At 74.3% G+C, this 16,356-nt stretch carries 19 protein-coding genes; 15 read left to right on the plus strand and 4 right to left on the minus strand.

Translation table 11 applies throughout. The features are described 5' to 3' along the window. Genes AC0IVP_RS06610 through AC0IVP_RS06630 form a run of 5 tightly spaced genes read left to right on the plus strand, consistent with a single transcriptional unit; the run spans nucleotide 1 to nucleotide 3,336 of the window. The gene (locus AC0IVP_RS06610; protein WP_082556937.1) at nucleotides 1–750 is read left to right on the plus strand and encodes a glutamine amidotransferase; all 750 of its coding nucleotides are present in this window, start codon (nucleotides 1–3) and stop codon (nucleotides 748–750) included. Further along, the gene (locus tag AC0IVP_RS06615; protein WP_471755388.1) at nucleotides 747–1,400 is read left to right on the plus strand and encodes a TenA family protein; all 654 of its coding nucleotides are present in this window, start codon (nucleotides 747–749) and stop codon (nucleotides 1,398–1,400) included. The genes AC0IVP_RS06610 and AC0IVP_RS06615 overlap by 4 nt, the downstream gene beginning before the upstream one ends. 52 nt (nucleotides 1,401–1,452) lie before the next feature. Continuing rightward, nucleotides 1,453–1,857, plus strand: a complete 405-nt coding sequence (locus tag AC0IVP_RS06620; RefSeq protein ID WP_056296669.1) for a VOC family protein — start codon at nucleotides 1,453–1,455, stop codon at nucleotides 1,855–1,857. Nucleotides 1,858–1,864: 7 nt separating this feature from the next. Continuing rightward, a complete protein-coding gene (locus AC0IVP_RS06625) occupies nucleotides 1,865–2,821 on the plus strand; it encodes a hydroxymethylglutaryl-CoA lyase (RefSeq protein WP_471755390.1) in 957 nt (318 codons plus the stop codon). Continuing rightward, nucleotides 2,818–3,336 carry a flavin reductase family protein gene (locus AC0IVP_RS06630; protein WP_056295977.1) on the plus strand — a complete coding sequence of 173 codons (519 nt, stop codon included), beginning with the start codon at nucleotides 2,818–2,820 and terminating at the stop codon, nucleotides 3,334–3,336. The genes AC0IVP_RS06625 and AC0IVP_RS06630 overlap by 4 nt, the downstream gene beginning before the upstream one ends. A gap of 34 nt (nucleotides 3,337–3,370) precedes the next feature. On the opposite strand, the gene AC0IVP_RS06635 is transcribed toward AC0IVP_RS06630, so the two are convergent. From AC0IVP_RS06635 to AC0IVP_RS06645, 3 genes are read right to left on the minus strand one after another with little or no spacing between them, the layout of a single operon-like run. After that, nucleotides 3,371–5,728 (minus strand): GAF domain-containing SpoIIE family protein phosphatase, encoded by a 2,358-nt coding sequence (locus tag AC0IVP_RS06635; RefSeq protein ID WP_056296663.1) that lies wholly within the window; start codon nucleotides 5,726–5,728, stop codon nucleotides 3,371–3,373. Nucleotides 5,729–5,773: 45 nt separating this feature from the next. Beyond that, nucleotides 5,774–6,274 carry a hypothetical protein gene (locus AC0IVP_RS06640; RefSeq protein ID WP_235564802.1) on the minus strand — a complete coding sequence of 167 codons (501 nt, stop codon included), beginning with the start codon at nucleotides 6,272–6,274 and terminating at the stop codon, nucleotides 5,774–5,776. Beyond that, nucleotides 6,267–6,632 carry a hypothetical protein gene (locus AC0IVP_RS06645; protein WP_056295974.1) on the minus strand — a complete coding sequence of 122 codons (366 nt, stop codon included), beginning with the start codon at nucleotides 6,630–6,632 and terminating at the stop codon, nucleotides 6,267–6,269. The genes AC0IVP_RS06640 and AC0IVP_RS06645 overlap by 8 nt, the downstream gene beginning before the upstream one ends. A gap of 136 nt (nucleotides 6,633–6,768) precedes the next feature. Here AC0IVP_RS06645 and AC0IVP_RS06650 point away from each other — a divergent pair, with 136 nt between their 5' ends. Together AC0IVP_RS06650 and AC0IVP_RS06655 are read left to right on the plus strand one after the other, a co-directional pair. After that, complete coding sequence (locus AC0IVP_RS06650; protein ID WP_471755392.1) at nucleotides 6,769–7,623, plus strand: PaaX family transcriptional regulator; 855 nt, start codon at nucleotides 6,769–6,771, stop codon at nucleotides 7,621–7,623. A 19-nt stretch (nucleotides 7,624–7,642) separates the two neighbouring features. Continuing rightward, complete coding sequence (locus AC0IVP_RS06655; RefSeq protein ID WP_304438030.1) at nucleotides 7,643–8,134, plus strand: peroxiredoxin; 492 nt, start codon at nucleotides 7,643–7,645, stop codon at nucleotides 8,132–8,134. A gap of 58 nt (nucleotides 8,135–8,192) precedes the next feature. On the opposite strand, the gene AC0IVP_RS06660 is transcribed toward AC0IVP_RS06655, so the two are convergent. Further along, nucleotides 8,193–9,293 carry a CaiB/BaiF CoA transferase family protein gene (locus AC0IVP_RS06660; protein WP_235564801.1) on the minus strand — a complete coding sequence of 367 codons (1,101 nt, stop codon included), beginning with the start codon at nucleotides 9,291–9,293 and terminating at the stop codon, nucleotides 8,193–8,195. 139 nt (nucleotides 9,294–9,432) lie between these two features. On the opposite strand from AC0IVP_RS06660, the gene crcB reads away from it, so the two are divergent. The 8 genes from crcB to AC0IVP_RS06700 all read left to right on the plus strand — a co-directional run bounded on the left by crcB (nucleotide 9,433) and on the right by AC0IVP_RS06700 (nucleotide 16,339). After that, the gene (crcB, locus tag AC0IVP_RS06665) at nucleotides 9,433–9,846 is read left to right on the plus strand and encodes a fluoride efflux transporter CrcB (protein WP_471755394.1); all 414 of its coding nucleotides are present in this window, start codon (nucleotides 9,433–9,435) and stop codon (nucleotides 9,844–9,846) included. After that, nucleotides 9,843–10,196: a fluoride efflux transporter FluC gene (locus AC0IVP_RS06670; RefSeq protein ID WP_471755396.1), complete on the plus strand. Its 354-nt coding sequence runs from the start codon at nucleotides 9,843–9,845 to the stop codon at nucleotides 10,194–10,196. The genes crcB and AC0IVP_RS06670 overlap by 4 nt, the downstream gene beginning before the upstream one ends. Nucleotides 10,197–10,236: 40 nt before the next feature. Next, entirely contained in the window at nucleotides 10,237–11,640 is a 1,404-nt protein-coding gene (locus AC0IVP_RS06675) for an alpha,alpha-trehalose-phosphate synthase (UDP-forming) (protein ID WP_056295961.1), read from the plus strand. Next, nucleotides 11,637–12,386: a trehalose-phosphatase gene (gene otsB, locus AC0IVP_RS06680; protein ID WP_471755398.1), complete on the plus strand. Its 750-nt coding sequence runs from the start codon at nucleotides 11,637–11,639 to the stop codon at nucleotides 12,384–12,386. The genes AC0IVP_RS06675 and otsB overlap by 4 nt, the downstream gene beginning before the upstream one ends. A gap of 85 nt (nucleotides 12,387–12,471) precedes the next feature. Next, nucleotides 12,472–13,068, plus strand: a complete 597-nt coding sequence (locus AC0IVP_RS06685; RefSeq protein WP_471755400.1) for a GDSL-type esterase/lipase family protein — start codon at nucleotides 12,472–12,474, stop codon at nucleotides 13,066–13,068. A 126-nt stretch (nucleotides 13,069–13,194) separates the two neighbouring features. Further along, a complete protein-coding gene (locus AC0IVP_RS06690; protein ID WP_056295951.1) occupies nucleotides 13,195–14,178 on the plus strand; it encodes a Bug family tripartite tricarboxylate transporter substrate binding protein in 984 nt (327 codons plus the stop codon). Between the two features lie 68 nt (nucleotides 14,179–14,246). Further along, the gene (locus AC0IVP_RS06695; RefSeq protein WP_471755402.1) at nucleotides 14,247–14,780 is read left to right on the plus strand and encodes a tripartite tricarboxylate transporter TctB family protein; all 534 of its coding nucleotides are present in this window, start codon (nucleotides 14,247–14,249) and stop codon (nucleotides 14,778–14,780) included. After that, nucleotides 14,780–16,339, plus strand: coding sequence for a tripartite tricarboxylate transporter permease (locus AC0IVP_RS06700; RefSeq protein WP_471755404.1), 1,560 nt, complete (start codon nucleotides 14,780–14,782; stop codon nucleotides 16,337–16,339). Before AC0IVP_RS06695 ends, AC0IVP_RS06700 begins: the two co-directional genes overlap by 1 nt. Nucleotides 16,340–16,356 lie beyond the last annotated feature (17 nt).

The following is a 16,356-nucleotide window of genomic DNA, read 5'->3' on the forward strand; positions in this document are numbered from 1 at the left end:
GTGGCCCGGATCCTGATCGCCGGTGAGAGCTGGATGACGACCTCGACGCACGTGAAGGGCGTCGACGAGTTCTCCGTGCACTCCTACGTGGAGGGTGTCGGCCCGCTGCGCGACGCCCTCACCTCCCGCGGGCACGAGGTGGTGCACCTGCCCGCGCACCTGGTGCCCACCGACTTCCCCGACGACGCCGCGGCGCTGGACGCCTACGACCTCGTCGTGCTCTCCGACATCGGCGCCAACTCCATCCAGCTGGCCCCCCAGGTCTTCGAGCGGTTCACCCCGGGCGCCGACCGGCTCGCCGCGCTGCGCGACTGGGTCGGGGCCGGCGGGGCGCTGCTGATGATCGGCGGCTACCTGTCCTTCTCCGGGTTCCAGGCCCGCGCTGCCTTCCGGCAGACCGCCATCGCCGAGGTGCTGCCGGTGGAGATGCTGCCCGAGGACGACCGGGTGGAGGCCCCGGCCGGGGTCACCCCGACCGTCGTCGACGCCGACCACCCGGCCCTGGGCGGGGCCGGCGCGGACTGGCCCCTGCTGCTGGGCTACAACCGGGTGGTGGCCCGTCCCGGCGCCGTCGTCCCCGCGCTCGTGGGGGACGACCCGCTGGTCGCGGTGGACGCCTACGGCTCGGGCCGGGCCGGCGTCTTCACCTCCGACTGCTCCCCGCACTGGGCGCCGCCGGCGTTCTGCGAGCAGTGGCCGGGCTACACGGACCTGTTCGACGGGCTGGTGCGCTGGCTGGTCCGGGCGTGACCGGCCGGGCGGCGGCGCTGCTGGAGCGGCAGGCCGCCGCCCTGGACGCGGCCTGCGGCATCCCCTTCGTGCGGCAGGTGACCGACGGGACGCTGGCCGAGGCAGACCTGGGCCGGTACCTGCTCGTCGAGGAGGCCTTCGTGCTCACCGCCTCCCGGGTGCTGGGCCGGGTGGTCTGGGAGTCCCCGACCTGGGAGGAGCTGCTGCCGCACGCCCGGTCGCTGACCAACCTGGTCACCGACCAGCGGGAGTACTTCGCCGGGCTGCGCGGCCGGTTCCCGGTCGACGCCGGTGAGGCCCCGGCGGTGCTGGCCCGGGCCGCGGTGCTGGCCGACGTCGTGCTGGCCCAGGTCGCCGAGGGCGGCCGGGCCGCCGCCGTGGTCGGCATGTACGCCGCGGAGACGATGTACGCCCGCTGGTGCACCGCGGCCGCCGGCGTCGACGTCCCCCGGCAGCCGGACCTGCAGGCCTGGGTCGACCTGCACGCGCAGCCGCCGTTCCTGGCCCAGGTGGACGCGCTGGCCGCCGACGTCGACGCGCTGGGCCCGGAGGTCACCGACGGGCAGCTGGACCGCTGGTACACCTCGGTGCTGGCCGCGGAGGTCGAGTTCCACGCGGCCGCGCTGGTCCCCGGTGGCCCGGTGCGATGAGTTCCCGCGGTCCGCGGCGTCCTCACTGCACACCCGACCCGAGGAGAGCCCGATGACCGCCGACCTGTGCCCCTACCTGTCCTTCGACGGCACCGCCCGCGAGGCGATGGAGACCTACCAGCGCGTGCTGGGCGGCGAGCTGGTGCTCAACACCTTCGCCGAGTTCGGCATGGAGGGCCCCGACGCCCAGCGGGTCATGCACGGCCAGCTGGAGACCCCCGACGGCATCCGGCTGATGGGTGCCGACACCGGCCCCGGCATGGGCTTCGAGGCGGCCGCCGGCATGACGGTGTGCATCAGCGGCACGGACACCGAGAAGCTGCGCGGCTGGTGGGCGCAGCTGTCGGAGGGCGGCACGGTCCAGACGCCGCTGGAGAAGCAGATGTGGGGCGACGAGTACGGCGCCTGCACCGACCGCTTCGGCACCCCCTGGATGTTCAACGTGGGCGGTGCATGATCGGGGGGTGAACGACTTCGAGCTGGTGCTGCCCACGGCCGTCGACGTCCGGGAGGTCGGCATGCGCGACGGCCTCCAGCTGGAGGCGCCGGTCCCGCTGGCCGCCAAGCTCGCGATGCTGGAGGCGCTGGTCGCGACCGGGGTCCGCCGCATCGAGGTGACGTCGTTCGTCTCCCCGAAGGCGGTCCCGGCGCTGGCCGACGCCGACCAGGTGGCCGCCGAGCTGCACCGCTTCGAGGGCGTCCACTTCTCCGCGCTGGTGGCCAACACGCGCGGCGCCCAGCGCGCGGTGGACGCCGGCATCGCCGACCTGGAGTACGTGGTCAGCGCCGCGGACAGCCACAGCCGGGCCAACGCCGGCCGGTCCACCTCCGAGGCCGTCGGCGCCGTCTCCGACATCGCGGCCCTGGCGCACGGCGCCGGCGGCAGCCTGGAGGTCATCGTCGCCACGGCCTGGGACTGCCCCTTCGACGGGCGCACCCCGCTGGACCGCACCGTCGACGTCACCCGGGCCGCGGTGACCGCCGGCGCCGACGCCCTGTGCCTGGGCGACACCATCGGGACGACGACGCCGCTGCGGGTGGTCCGGTTGCTCGACGAGGTCCGCCGGGCCACCCCCGGCGTCCCGTTGGGCGTGCACTTCCACGACACCCGCGGCACCGGGCAGGCCAACGCGCTGGCCGCCGTGCAGGCCGGGGTCACCCAGCTGGACTCCTCGGTGGGCGGGCTGGGCGGCTGCCCGTTCGCCCCCGGCGCCAGCGGCAACATCGCCACCGAGGAGCTCGTCTACTGGCTCGAGGACGCCGGCGTGGCCACCGGGATCGACCTGGACGCGGTGCTCGCGGCCGGCCGGGTCACCGCCGAGGCGGTCGGCCGGGAGCTGCCCAGCTCGCTGCTGCGTGCCGGAGGTCGCAACGCCCCACGCGGTGTGTTCCCGCCCGAGGTGGTGGGATCGAGGGCATGAGCGAGCAGACGCCGGCCGAGATCGTCGACCCCCGGGTGATGCGGGACGTGCTGGGCCACTTCGCCTCGGGCATCACCGTGGTCACCGCCATCGCCGCGGACGGCCCCATCGGCTTCACCTGCCAGTCGTTCTCCTCGCTGAGCCTGGACCCGCCGCTGGTCGCCTTCGCCCCCGCCCGGACGTCGACCACCTGGCCCCGGCTGCGCGACATCGGCCGGTTCTGCGTCAACGTGCTCGCCGACGACCAGACCGCGCTGTCCTCCGCGTTCGCCCGCTCCGGCACGGACAAGTACGCCGGGGTCACCTGGTCGCCCAGCGCGCACGGCTCCCCGGTGCTCGACGGCGTGGTGGCCTGGATCGACTGCGAGCTGTGGTCGGAGTACGACGGCGGGGACCACACCATCGTCGTGGGCCGGGTGCTGGACCTGGGCGCCACCGCCGAGCGCACCCCGCTGGTCTTCCACCGCGGCGCCTACGGCCTGCAGGCCGCCGTCGTCCCGCCGCCCGGGGTCTGACCCCGCCCTCCCGCCGTGGCCGTAGGGCGGCCGGTCAGTCGAAGCGGACGGCGATGACCGCGACGTCGTCGCGGCGGTCCAGCTCGGCGGCGACGGCGTGGTCGCAGAGGTCGGCCGGCGAGGCGCCCACCGGAGCGGCGCGCAGCCGCTCCACCAGGGTGGCGATGCCCTCGTCCAGGTCGGCGCCGGGGTGCTCGATGAGCCCGTCGGTGTAGCCCAGCAGGGTCGACCCGACCGGCACCTCCAGGTGCAGGGACTCCCGGCTGGACCCGGTGTCCACCCCGACCAGCAGCCCGCTGACGCCGTCGAGCACGTCGACACCGCCGTCGGGACGGCGCAGCAGCAGCGGCGGGTGTCCGGCGTTCGCCACGCTCAGCGTCCACGGCCGGCCCTCGCCCTCGGGCGGGGTGGCCCGCACGTAGGCCATCGTGGCCATCGAGGCCACGTGCAGGCCCTGCACCAGCCGGTCGACCCGGCCCAGCACGGCACCCGGGTCGGGGTCGGTGGGCTCCCAGACGCAGGCGCGCAGCAGCCCGCGGAGGTGGCCCATCGCGGCCGCCGCGGCCACGTCGTGCCCGACGACGTCGCCGATGGCGATGCCGATGGTGCCGTCGGGCAGCTGCAGCAGGTCGTAGAAGTCCCCGCCCACGTCGGCGGCGGTGGAGGCGCTGACGTAGTGCGCGGCCGAGGCGATCCGCGGGATCGTCGGCAGCTGCGGCAGCAGGGAGCGCTGCAGGGTCTCGGCGACCTCGTGCTCCTGCTGGTAGAGCCGCACGTTGTCCATGGCCAGCGCGGCGCGGCGGGACAGGTCATCGGCCAACTCGACGTCCTCGCGGGCGAAGGCCCGGTCCGTGCTGGTCATCACCAGCGCCATCGCGCCCAGCGTGCGGCGGCGGGCGACCATCGGCACGGTCAGCACCGAGGTGCCGCCCAGCTTGCGGAACAGCGCCTCGGTCGAGGGGTGGGTGAAGATCGCGCCCATCCGCTCGGCGGTCATCTCGGGCACGTGCACCGGCTTGGAGCCCTCCAGTGCCTGCCGGCTCGGGGAGCCCTCGGGCAGGTGCATGGCGTGCAGGTTGCTGAACTGGCGCAGCTCCTCGGCCATCCCGTCCCGGTGCCGCGCGGCGGTCTCCCGGACGTCGCCGTAGGGGTCGACGAGGGTGATGAAGACCCAGTCGGCCAGCAGCGGCACGCACAGCCCGGCGAGGCGGTCCAACAGCTCGGTCATCTCCAGCGTCGCCGACAGCGTGCTGGTGGCCTCGGCCATCAGGGCCAGCCGGCTCTGCGCGATCTCGGCCTCGGCCTGCGCCCGCTCGGCGTCGGCGCGGGCCTGCTCGGCGATGGCCTGCGCGGTCTCGGCCTCCCGGCGGGCGGCCTGCTCGGCGGCGAAGGCGGCCTCCCGCTCGCCCTCGACCCGGACCCGCTCGGTGACGTCGGTCTGCACGCCGACGAAGCTGACCAGCTCGCCCTGGCCGTCGAAGACCGGGCTGATGGACAGCTGGTTCCAGAAGGCCGTGCCGTCCTTGCGGTAGTTCAGCAGCGTCTCGGTGATCGGCCGCTGCTCGCGCAGGGCCGCCCGGATCGCCGCCACCGAGGCCTCGGAGGTCGCCGGCCCCTGCAGGAAGCGGCAGTTGCGGCCCACCGAGTCCTCGTAGGAGTAGCCGGTGACCCGGCCGAAGGAGGGGTTCACCCAGACCAGCGGGTCGTCGGGCTGCCGCGGGTCGGTGATGGTGAAGCAGATGTCGGTGGCGACCACGGCACGGTCCCGGAGGGCCTGCAGCTGGGCCTCCGGGTCGTCGCCGGAGGCGCCGGCGTCGACCTGCAGGAAGACCACGAGGGCCAGCCGGTCGCCGTCGCCGTCCTGGGAGAGCGGGAAGCCGGTGACCCAGAGGGTCTGGCCGTCGACCTCGTCCGCGGCGTCGGCCCGGTCGGCGTCGGAGCTGCGGTGCGGGAGCAGCCGGACGGCCTCGCCGACGACCGGGCGGCCGCCGGCGACCTCGGACAGCGGGCTGCTGGTGCTGGCCAGCGGGGCGCCGGTGAGGTCGGTCAGGCCGGCCGAGGCGCCCCACTCGTCGATCGGCAGCGGCAGGCCCACGCTGCCGGCCAGCTCGACGGCGGCGGTGTTGGCGTAGACGACCGTGCCCTCGTTCTGGTCGATGACCAGCACGGCGACCGGGACGTCGGACAGCACCCCGGGCAGGGCCGAGGTGGCGCTGCGGCCGGTGTGCTCGGTGGAGTGGACGGCGGCGTTGGCCGCACCGACGATGTCGGCCTGCCGGCCGCGCTCACCACCGGCTTCGTCAGCGGACGCCGAGGCACCGGAGACCACTGCTGCGGCTTCCGGGGGGATCGTCGCGGCGTCGTCCCGCGTGTCGTCGCGCTCAGGCGGCACCGACACAGCCTATCCGGGGTGTCTGTTGCGCACCACGGGACGGCGTCAGCTGGGACGCTCCCGTTCCGCTGCTCCGTCCGGGCCCGGCTCGGCGTCCCGGTCGGACTCGGCGTCCCGGTCCAGCTCGCGCAGGTGGCGCAGCCACAGCAGACCCAGCAGCGGGAGCACGAGGGGGATGAAGCCGTAGCCCTGCCCGAAGCCCGACCACACGGTGGCGTCGGGGAAGGCCTGCCGGTCGGCCAGCGACAGGGTGCCGACGACGAGGACGCCGACCAGCTCCACCAGGCACGCGACGACGGCGGTGCGGCGTCCCGACCGGCCGCCGCGGGCCAGCCCGACGGTGGCCACCAGGTAGACCACGGCGGAGAACGCGGACAGCAGGTAGGCCAGCGGGGCCTCGTCGAACTGGGTGGCCAGCTGGACGGCGGCACGGGCACCCGCGGCCAGGGCGAAGGTGCCGTAGAGGGCCACCAGGACCCGGCCGGGGCCGGTGGAGGTGGAGCCGTCGGCCGGGCCGGTGGCGGGTGCGCCCAGGCGGTCAGGCACCGGTGGCCTCCCACAGCTGCAGCAGCCGCCACACCATGACCGCGACCACGAGGCCGGCGACGGCCAGCACGGTGCCGGCCCAGCGGGTCGGCTCGGAGCGGGACCACAGCACGCCCGCGACCGGGACGAGGACGACGCTGAACAGGTAGGCGAGGAACGTCGCGGTCTCCGGCGGCCGCTCACCGAGGGCCAGGCCGACGAGGACGAACGCGAGCTGGACCAGGAGCACCAGCTGCAGGACCCCGGCGGCGACGAGGTGGGCCAGCCCGGTGCGCCGGCGCAGCACCGTCGACAGACCGCCCAGGGCGGCGACGACGAGGGCCGCCACGGTCGCGGCGACCACCAGAGCCGGGATCATCGGCGTCCTCGGGCGGTGGTCACCGGGTCATCATCCCAGCGTGCCCCGGACCACCGGCGGTCGCTCCGACTACGAAACGGTCTCGTACCGGCGCCGAGGGCTGACCGGGCGGGGGGTGGTGAGGGAGACTCACGACATGACCGTCAAGGACCTCGTGGGGGACCTCTTCGACTCCCACGTCGACCGGATCACCCGCGAGCCGGTCCGGCTGCAGGTCCTCGTCGGCCTGCTGGAGGACCTCGAGGTCGCGGAGCCCACCACCCGGGTCGCGATGGCCGGGCTGCGCCGCGAGGGCGTCTTCGCGGCCAGCCGCTGCGGGCGGGAGACGCTGTACACGCCCACCGACCAGCTCCGGGCCGTGCGGATGCGGGCGGCCGAGCGCCTCGAGCAGCGCCTGCAGCCCTGGGACGGGCTGTGGCGGATGGTCATCTACACGGTGCCCGAGACCGAGCGGGCCACGCGGGAGCGGGTCCGGCGCACGCTGGGCCGGCACGGCTTCGGGATGCTGGGCCCGGCGACGTGGATCTCCCCGCAGGAGGCCGCGCTGGACGAGGTCCGTGCGGAGCTGGCCACCGAGCCCTTCGCCCGCCTCGACGTGCTGCGGGCGCAGATGGCCGACGCCGACATGCCGGCCACCGACCTGGAGCTCGCCCACCGCTGCTGGGACCTCGACGGTCTGGCGGCGGGCTGGCGGGAGCTGACCGCCGGCTTCCGAGCCCAGCTGGAGGCCCCCCGCCCGACGGGTGCCGCCGCGCTGCGCGCCCACCTGCGCTCGCTGCACGCGTTCACGGTCGCGGTGGGCCGGGACCCCTTCCTTCCCGTGGAGCTCAAGCCCGCCGACTGGCCCGGCCAGGAGGCCTGCGACACCTGGACGGCGCTGTCGGCCCGGCTCGGTGAGGCCGCCCGGGAGCACGTGGCCGCGCGGCTCTGCGAGGAGCCCGGCAGCGTCGTCGGCCCCCGGACGCACCAGGAGCAGCGCTCGCTGCGCTGACCGTGCGCAGCAGTTCCACGTGGAACCTGAACCGATCTCGGCCCGGGCACGAACGCCGGACATGAAGCGCGGTGACGTGGCCCCTGATTTCGAGCTGCCCGACCAGGACGGCACGCCCCGGCGGTTGTCCACGATGCTGGCCGACGGCCCGGTGGTGCTCTTCTTCTACCCGCTGGCGTCCTCCTCGGGCTGCACCACCGAGATGTGCACCGTGCGCGACGAGGCCTCCCGCTTCGCTGCCGTCGGCGCCCAGCGCATCGGCGTCAGCCGGGACTCCGTGGAGAAGCAGAAGGCCTTCGCCGAGGGCAACGGCTTCGACTACCCGCTGCTGGCCGACGTCGACGGCGCGGTCTGCGAGGCCTACGGCACCAAGCGGAACATGACCGCGGCGCCGGTCAAGCGGCACACCTACGTGATCGGGACCGACGGACTGGTCCGCGACGTCTTCAAGAGCGAGTTCCGGTTCGGCAAGCACGCGGACAAGGCGCTGGCCGCCCTCTCCCCCGCCTGAGGCCGACGCGAGACCCCCTGCCGGGCGGTGGCCGATCCGCCGCCCGGCAGGTGTCCCCTCACAGGCCCAGCTCGGCCCGGACCTCGGCGTCGTGCTCGCCCACGGCCGGGATCGACCCCACCGACCCCGGGGTCGCCGAGAACCGCGGGGCGACGGCGGGCTGCACCCGGCCCTCCACCTCGACGAACACCCCGCGCTCCCGGTTGTGCTCGTCCGCGGTGGCCTCCAGCAGTGACCAGACCGGCGCCACGCACGCGTCCGTGCCGGCGAACACCCGCCACCACTCGTCCCGGGTCCGGCCGGCGAAGACCTCGGTGAACCGCTCGCGCAGCGCCGGCCAGGCGGCCGGGTCCGCCCGGTCGGGCAGCGTGGCGTCGTCGGCCAGGCCCAGACCGGTGAGCAGCGCGGCGTAGAACTGCTCCTCCAGCGCGCCGACGGCCAGGAACTGCCCGTCGGCGCAGCGGTACACGTCGTAGAACGGCGCCCCGGTGTCGAGCAGGTTCACCCCGCGGGCGTCGGTCCACGCCCCGGTGTCCAGCATCCCGTGCAGCATCGTGGTGAGGACGGCGGTGCCGTCGACGATGGCGGCGTCCACGACCTGGCCCTGCCCCGTCGTCCGGGCGTGCAGGACGCCGGCGACGACGCCCAGGGCCAGGAAGACCCCGCCACCGCCGAAGTCGCCGAGCAGGTTGACCGGCGGAGCCGGTCGCTCGTCGGGCCGCCCGGAGGCGCCCAGTGCGCCGGTGAGCGCGATGTAGCCGATGTCGTGCCCGGCGCTGTGCGCCAGCGGGCCGGTCTGGCCCCAGCCGGTCATCCGGCCGTAGACCAGCCGCGGGTTCAGCGCGTGCGCCGGCTCCGGGCCCAGGCCCAGCCGCTCCATGACGCCGGGCCGGAAGCCCTCCAGCAGCACGTCGGCCCGCTCGACCAGCGCCCGGACGACGGTCAGGTCGGCGTCGTCCTTGAGGTCCAGGGCGATCGAGCGCTTGCCGCGGTCCAGCAGCGACGTCGCCCCCATCGAACCGACCAGCCCGGTCGAGGCGCTGCGCCGGTCGATCCGGACGACGTCGGCGCCCAGGTCGGCCAGCAGCATCCCGCAGAACGGGCCCGGGCCCAGCCCGGCGAACTCCACGACGCGTACTCCCTGCAACGGTCCGGCCACGGTGCCGTCCTCTCCTCGCGGTGTCGCCCCGCCTCGCCCCGGCATGGGATCCCTCGCATACCGCTGAACGCTCCCGCCGTATGCGAGGGATCCCATGCCGAAGCGGGGCGCGGGCTCCTCGGTGGCATGCTGCCGCACCGTGCGGACCTACGGGGTGGTGGCCGCCGGCGGTGCCCTGGGGGCGCTGGCCCGGTGGGCGGTGGGGCGCGGGCTGCCGCACGACCCGGGCGCGTGGCCGTGGGCGACCGTGACGGTGAACGTGACCGGCTGCCTGCTCATCGGCCTGCTGCTGGCGGTGCTGCTGGCCCGGGCGCCGGGGCACCCGTGGCTGCGGCCGTTCCTGGCGACCGGGGTGCTCGGCGGCTACACGACGTTCTCCGCCCTGGCCGTGGACGCCGTCCAGCTCGCCGACGCCGGCCGCTGGCCGGTGGCGGTCGGGTACCTGCTGGCCAGCGTGGTGGGCGGCCTGGCCGCCGTGGTGGTCGGGCTGGTCCTGGGGCGGGCGGCGGTCGGCCGTCCCGGTGTGGCGGAGGCCGGGGAGGGCCGGTCGTGACGGCGCTGTGGGTGGTGCTGGGCGCGCTGGTCGGTGCCCCGGTCCGCCTCGCCGCGGACCGGCTGGCCGTGCGGTGGCGGGGCGCGGGCAGCGTCGTGGGGATCCTGGTCGTGAACGTCGTGGGCAGCCTGGCGCTGGGCCTCGTCGTCGGCGCGCGGGACCTGTCCCCCGCGGTGGTGGCACTGGTCGGCACCGGCTTCTGCGGGACGCTCACCACCTTCTCCACCTACGGGTACGACGTCGTCCGGCTGGTGGAGGGACGGCGGGTCGGCCGGGCGCTGGTGTACCTGACCGGCTCGTTGCTGCTGGGCGTCGGTGCGGCGACGATCGGGTACGTGATCGTCCGCTGACCTGCGACCGACGCGGGCGCTCAGTAGGGTCGGGGTCGGTATGGCAGCTGAGCAGAAGTCCGAGAGCCCCGTCGTCGTCGTCGCCAACCGGCTGCCCGTGGACCAGGTGGTGGCCCCGGACGGGTCGGTCAGCTGGACCCGCAGCCCCGGTGGCCTGGTCACCGCCCTGGAGCCGTTCGTGGCCGGGCGCGGTGGTGCGTGGGTGGGCTGGTCGGGGTCCTCCGGTGACGCTCCCGAGCCCTTCGAGTCCGGTGGGATGCAGCTGGTCCCGGTCGCGCTGAGCGAGGACGACGTCGACCAGTACTACGAGGGCTTCTCCAACGCCTCGCTGTGGCCGCTGTACCACGACGTGGTCGAGAAGCCGGAGTACCACCGGACCTGGTGGAACAGCTACGTGCAGGTCAACCGCCGGTTCGCCGAGAAGGCCGCCGAGGTCGCCGCCGAGGGCGCGATCGTCTGGGTGCACGACTACCAGCTGCAGCTGGTCCCGGCGATGCTGCGCCAGCTGCGCCCGGACCTGACGATCGGGTTCTTCCTGCACATCCCGTTCCCGCCCTACGAGCTGTTCACCCAGCTGCCGTGGCGCAACGCGATCGTCGAGGGCCTGCTGGGCGCGGACCTGATCGGCTTCCAGATGCCGGCCGCAGCCACCAACTTCGTCCAGCTGGCCAAGCGGCTGCACGACCTGCCCACCCGCGGCAGCACGATCGACTACGACGGGCGCACCGTCACCGCCCGGGCCTTCCCGATCTCCATCGACGTCGCCGCGTTCGACGAGCTGGCCCGCACGCCGGCGGTGCTGGAGCGGGCCGCGGAGATCCGCCGGGAGCTCGGCAACCCCGAGAAGATGGTGCTGGGGGTCGACCGGCTGGACTACACCAAGGGGATCAGCGTCCGGCTCGAGGTCTTCCTGGAGCTGCTGGAGGACGAGCAGGTCGAGGCGCCGTCCACGGTCTTCATGCAGGTGGCCACGCCCAGCCGTGAGCGGGTCGAGCACTACGTGACGATGCGCGAGACGATCGAGCAGCAGGTCGGCCACATCAACGGCGTCTTCGGCTCCACGTCGGGGCCGGCCGTGCACTACTTCAACCAGTCGATGCCGCGCGAGGAGCTCGCCGCCCTGTACCGGGCCGCCGACGTCATGCTCGTGACGCCGTACCGGGACGGCATGAACCTGGTCGCCAAGGAGTACGTCGCCGCCCGCAGCGACAACGCCGGCACCCTGGTGCTCAGCGAGTTCGCCGGGGCCGCCGCCGAGCTCAAGCAGGCCTACCTGGTCAACCCGCACGACAAGGACGGCGTGAAGAAGGCGCTGCTGCGCGCGCTGCGGGCCGACCCCGCCGAGTCGGCCAAGGCCATGAAGGCGATGCGCCGGTACCTGCTCAAGCACGACCTGGACCACTGGGCGAACTCCTTCTTCGACGCCCTGGAGGCGCAGGCGTGACCACCGAGCTGGGGCTCCACCTGGAGGACGCGCTGGACGTGCTGGCCCTGCGGCGACCGCTGCTGCTGGCCAGCGACTACGACGGCGTGCTGTCCGCGCTGGCCGACGACCCGCAGGCCGCCGGCCCCGAGCCGTGGGCGGCGGACCTGCTGGCCCGCCTGGCCGGCGCGGAGGGTGTCACCGTCGCGCTGGTCAGCGGCCGCGGCGTCGCCGACCTGCGGGCCACCAGCGGCTTCACCGGCCCCTACCGGTGGGTGGGCAGCCACGGCGCCGAGTTCGACGGCGACCTGGACCCCGCGGTGCTGGCCGCGCGGGACCGGCTGGTCGCGGCTGTCGGACCGCTGGTGGAGCGCGTGCCCGGGGCGCGGCTGGAGGTCAAGCCGGCCGCCGTCGCCGTGCACGTGCGCACGGTGCCCGACCGGGACGCGGCCGGCGCGCTGCTGGCCGCCGCGGACGCGGCCGCCGAGCCCGAGGTCACCCGCAAGCCCGGCAAGGACGTCATGGAGCTGGCGCTCACCGCGGCCGACAAGGGCACCGCGCTGGTCCGGCTGCGCGACGAGCTGGGCGCCGACGCCGTCCTCTACCTGGGCGACGACGTCACCGACGAGGACGCCTTCACCGCCCTGGGCCGGGAGGACGTCACGGTCAAGGTCGGCGCCGGGACGACGGCCGCGCAGCACCGGGTCGCCGACCTGGACTCCGTGCGGGCCCTGCTGGAGCGGCTCGCGACTGCCCTGGCCGTCTGAGCCCGCAGCGTCTCCGAGCCCGCAGCGCTCTGAGCTCGCAGCAGCGCGTCACCTCGCCGTCACGGGGAGGCGGCAGACTGCGCGCGTGGCCAGGGACCTGCGCGTGTGCTTCGTCGGCGACTCCTTCACCGCCGGCACCGGGGACGAGACCGGGTCGGGCTGGGTGCGGCCGCTGGTCGCGGAGGCCCGGGCGAGCGGGACGGCGCTGACGGCCTACGAGCTGGGCGTCCGCCGGGAGACCTCGCTGGACGTGGCGCGCCGCTTCCACGCCGAGGTCGCCGCCCGGTTGCGCGACGGCGACGACGGGCGGGTGGTGCTGTCCTTCGGGGCCAACGACGTCTCGGCGCCCGCCGGTCGGCCGCGGGTGCCGCACGAGCGCACCCTCGCCGTCCTCACCGACCTGCTCGACGACGCCTGGGCCTCCGGCTGGGCCACCTTCGTGGTCGGCCCGCCGCCCTCGCTGGACCCGGCGCAGACCGCCCGCGCGATCGACCTGTCGCTGGGGATGGCGCAGGTGTGCGAGGAGTGCTCGGTGCCCTTCGTCGACGTCGCCGCCGGGCTCGCCGACGACGACACTTGGGCCTCTTCGGTCCGCGCCGGGGACGGCGTGCACCCGCTGGCCGCCGGCTACGCCCGCCTCGCCGACGTCGTTCGGGACCCGCTGCTGACCTGGCTGGACTGAGCCCGGGCCCGCTGTGCGGTGGTTGTGTAACCAAGGGACAGCGCCGATCGTGTGACGTGGGTCGCGCGCACCCCTAGCGTCCCGTGACGTGATCGCCGTCTCCCCAGCGTCGGGGGTGCACCTTCCGTGCAGCTGACCCGAAGAGGATTCCTCGCCGGAGCGCTCGCGCTGCCGGCCCTGTCCGCCCTGTCGGCCTGTGCCGGCACCGTCGTCTCACCCGGTGACCTGTCCCGCCTGCGCATGATGGTCCCGGCCAGCCCGGGCGGCGGGTGGGACACCACCGCCCGCACCCTGCAGCGGGTCGTCCAGCAGACCGGCGTCGCCCGCAACGTGCAGGTGTTCAACGTCGAGGGCGCCGGCGGCACCATCGGCCTGGGCCAGCTCGCCCGTGAGGACGACGACGCCCTGCTGATGATGATGGGCCTGGTCATGGTCGGGGCCATCGACACCAACGACTCGACCACCCGGCTCACCGACGTCACCCCGATCGCCCAGCTGATCGCCGAGACCGAGCTGATCGTCGTCCCGGCGGAGTCGCCGTACGAGACGCTCGAGGACTTCGTGCAGGGCTGGGCCGCGGACCCCCGCGGCACCCCGATCGCCGGCGGCTCGGCCGGTGGCACCGACCAGATCCTGGCTGGGCTGCTGGCCCAGGCGGTGGGCATCGACCCGATCGAGGTCAACTACATCGCCTACTCCGGCGGTGGGGAGTCCCTGGCGGCGCTGCTGGGCAACCAGGTCGCGGCCGGCATCTCCGGCACCGCCGACTACGGCCCGCAGGTGCAGTCCGGTGACCTGCGGGGCATCGCCGTGTCCACCGCGGAGCGGTCCAACCAGGTGCCCGACGTGCCCACGATCCTGGAGAGCGGCTACGACGTCGAGGTCACCAACTGGCGCGGCCTGATGGCCCGGCCGGGCATGAGCGACAGCGCCCGCGAGGACCTGATCGCGCTGGTCACCGAGGCCCACGACACCGACGAGTGGGCGGAGGCGCTGGACACCAACGGCTGGCTGGACACCTTCATGACCGGCGACGAGTACGGCGACTTCCTCGCCGAGGAGGAGACCCGCGTGCGCCAGGTCCTGACCGAGATCGGGTTGATCCAGTGAGCGCCAGCGAGATGGACCGTCCAGCAGAGCCAGTGAGCGCCAGCGAGATGGACCGTCCAGCAGGGCCATTGAGCACGAACGCGAGCGCGGGCACCGAGCCCCGCACCACCGCCCGCAACACCGGCGAGCTGGTGCTGGCCCTGCTGCTGGCCGCCCTGGGCGTCTACCTGCTGGTCGACGCCGGGGCGATCGCCGTCCCGGGGTCGACGAACACCCTGGGCCCGCGGTTCTTCCCCTACCTGGTGGGCGGGCTGACCGTGGCCACCGGTGCGCTGCTGGCCCTGCGGGTGCTCCGCGGTGACCGGGCGGCCTCCGACGACAGCGAGGACGTCGACCCCGACGCCCCGACCGACTGGCGCGCCGTCGCCGTCATCGCGGTGGCCTTCCTGGCCCACGCGCTGCTGATCAACGTCATCGGCTGGCCGCTGGCGGTGGCGCTGATGTTCGCCGCGGTCGCCTGGGCGCTGGGGGCGGTCGGCATCGTCCGGCCCTTCCTCATCGGCCTGGCCGTGGGCTGCATCGCCTGGGTCGTGTTCGTGAAGGCCCTCAACGTGGCGCTGCCCGGCGGCACGGTCCTCGAGTTCGTGACGAGTTGGTTCTGATGGGCTTCGACGCACTGCTGGGCGGGTTCGCCGACGCGATCACGCCGGTCAACCTGCTCTTCGCGCTGCTGGGCGTGGTCCTGGGCACGGCGGTCGGCGTGCTGCCGGGCATCGGCCCGGCGATGACCGTGGCGCTGCTGCTGCCGGCCACCTACGTGCTGGAGCCGACCGCGGCGCTGATCATGTTCGCCGGGATCTACTACGGCGGCATGTACGGCGGGTCGACGACGTCGATCCTGCTGAACACCCCCGGTGAGTCCAGCTCGATCATGACCGCGCTCGAGGGCAACAAGATGGCCAAGGCCGGGCGGGGCTCGGCAGCCCTGGCCACGGCCGCCATCGGCTCCTTCGTGGCCGGCACGATCGCCACCCTGCTGCTGGCGCTGGTGGCCCCGACCGTGGTCGACCTGGCCATCGGGATCACCGCGGCGGACTACTTCGCCCTCGCCGTCATCGCCTTCGTCGCCGTCGCCACGGTGCTGGGGTCCTCCCCGCTGCGCGGGCTGGCCTCGCTGTGCCTGGGGCTGTACCTGGGCCTGGTCGGCACCGACGTGATCACCGGCCAGGAGCGGTTCACCCTGGGCATCCCGCAGCTGTCCGACGGCATCGACGTCGTGGTGGTCGCGGTGGCGCTGTTCGCGGTGGGCGAGTCGCTGTTCGTGGCCAGCCGGCTGCGCAAGGGCGCCGTCCAGGTCATCGACCACAAGGGCAGCTGGATGACCAAGCAGGACTTCGCCCGGTCCTGGAAGCCCTGGCTGCGCGGGACGGCGTTCGGGTTCCCGTTCGGTGCGCTGCCCGCCGGTGGCGCCGAGATCCCGACGTTCCTGTCCTACGCGACCGAGCGCAAGCTCACCAAGCACCCCGAGGAGTTCGGCAAGGGCGCCATCGAGGGCGTCGCCGGGCCGGAGGCGGCCAACAACGCGGCCGCCGCGGGTGTGCTGGTGCCGCTGCTGACCCTGGGCCTGCCCACCTCGGCCACCGCGGCGATCATCCTGGCCGCGTTCCAGGGCTACGGCATCCAGCCCGGCCCGACGCTGCTGACCACCGAGGGCCCGCTGGTCTGGGCGCTGATCGCCTCGTTGTTCATCGGCAACGTCATGCTGCTGGTGCTGAACCTGCCGCTGGTCGGCGTGTGGGTGAAGCTGCTGAAGATCCCCAGGCCCTACCTGTACGCCGGCATCCTGGTCTTCGCCTCGCTGGGCTCCTTCGCGGTCAACGCCGACCCGCTGGACCTGGTCATCCTCATGGTGCTGGGCCTGCTCGGGTTCGTCATGCGGCGCTTCGGCTGGCCGGTCGCCCCGGCGGTCATCGGGCTGATCCTGGGCCCGATCGCGGAGAACAACCTGCGTCGCGCGCTGGCCATCAGCGACGGCGACCTGGGCGTGCTGGTCGACACCTGGTTCAGCCGCGTCGTGCTGCTGCTGGCGCTGCTCGCGCTGGTCGGGCCGTTCGTGCTGCGCCTGGTCAAGGGCCGGCGGGCCACGCCCGAGGAGGTCCAGGCCGACGGGCACCTGGAGCACCGTGACGAGCGCAGCGTCACGTCGGGCAAGGACCAGTGATGGGAGAGGATCAGGCC

Source organism: Klenkia sp. AC732 (genome assembly GCF_979256525.1).